The organism is Microvirga sesbaniae (assembly GCF_025460805.1).
Lineage (GTDB): Bacteria > Pseudomonadota > Alphaproteobacteria > Rhizobiales > Beijerinckiaceae > Microvirga > Microvirga sesbaniae.
This window is the reverse complement of the sequence record NZ_JAMXFJ010000111.1, coordinates 1-1,463: the sequence shown is the minus strand read 5'-3', so window position 1 is coordinate 1,463 and position 1,463 is coordinate 1. Positions and strand designations below refer to the sequence as shown.

The 1,463-nt window shown below is 69.7% G+C and carries 1 protein-coding gene; it reads left to right on the top strand.

All coding sequences use genetic code 11. The features are described from left to right. Window positions 1–1,463 (top strand): NAD-dependent succinate-semialdehyde dehydrogenase (locus OCW50_RS33020; protein ID WP_373371547.1); only part of this gene is annotated, 1,463 nt, incomplete at both ends.

Genomic DNA, 1,463 nt, shown 5'->3' with positions numbered 1-1,463 from the left:
CATGCGAAACCTGTCGACCGTCGCGTTGTTGATCTGAAGGACCCGTCGCTGCTGGTGAGCCGGGCCTATGTGGCGGGCGAGTGGGTGGACGCTCCGGACGGCCGGACCATTCCCGTGACCGACCCCTATGACGGGGCGCTGATCCTGGCGGTGCCCGATCTCGGCCCCGAGGCGGCCCGGCGGGCCATCGACGCGGCGCACGCGGTGCAGAAGGACTGGGCCAGGCGCCCGGCCAAGGAGCGCAGCGCCATCCTGCGGCGCTGGTACGACCTGATCATCGCCAACGCCGACGACCTGGCGCTCATCCTCACCACCGAGCAGGGCAAGCCGTTGCCTGAGGCCCGGGGCGAGGTGGTGTCGAACGCCGCCTATATCGAGTGGTTTGCGGAAGAAGCCAAGCGCATCGACGGCGACGTCATCCCGGGCGCGGCCCCGAACCAGCGCATCCTGGTGCTCAAGCAGCCGGTGGGGGTGTGCGCGGCGATCACGCCCTGGAACTTTCCCAACGGCATGATCACCCGCAAGGTGGGCCCGGCGCTGGCGGCCGGCTGCACCATGGTGCTCAAGCCCGCCGCCCAGACGCCGCTCTCGGCCCTGGCCCTGGCGGTGCTGGCCGAGCGGGCCGGGGTGCCCAAGGGGGCGTTCTCGGTGATCACCGGCGAGGCCCGGCCGATCGGCGAGGAGTTCTGCCATAACCCGAAGGTGGCCAAGATCACGTTCACCGGCTCGACCCAGGTGGGGCGCTGGCTGATGAAGGAGGCGGCGGACGGGATCAAGCGGCTGTCGCTGGAATTGGGCGGCAACGCGCCGTTCATCGTGTTTGACGATGCGGATCTGGATGCGGCGGTCGAGGGGGCGCTGGCCTCGAAGTTCCGCAATGCCGGCCAGACCTGCGTGTGCGCCAACCGGATCTACGTGCAGGCCGGCGTGGCCGAGGCGTTCGCCGCCAAGCTTGCCGCGAAGGTGGAAGGGCTCCGGCTCGGGCGGGGCACGGAGGCGGGCGTGACCATGGGGCCGTTGATCGACGAGCGGGCGGTGGCCAAGATGGAGGAGCACGTGGCCGACGCGCTGGAAAAGGGCGGTCGGGTTCTGGTGGGGGGCCGGCGCTCGGATCTCGGCGGCACGTTCTTCGAGCCGACGGTGATGACCGGGGTGCGGCAAGGCATGAAGGTGACGAAGGAGGAGACGTTCGCGCCGCTGGCGCCGATCATCGCGTTCCAGGACGAGGCGGAGGTGATCGCGATGGCCAACGACTCGGAGTTCGGGCTGGCGTCGTATTTTTATGCCCGTGACCTGGCGCGGGTGTGGCGGGTGGCGGAGGCGCTGGAGAGCGGCATGGTGGGGGTGAACACGCCGGCGCTGGCCAACGAGATGGCGCCGTTTGGCGGGGTCAAGCAGTCGGGGCTGGGGCGCGAGGGCTCCAAGTACGGCATCGAGGGCTTCCTCGAAATCAAGTACGTCGC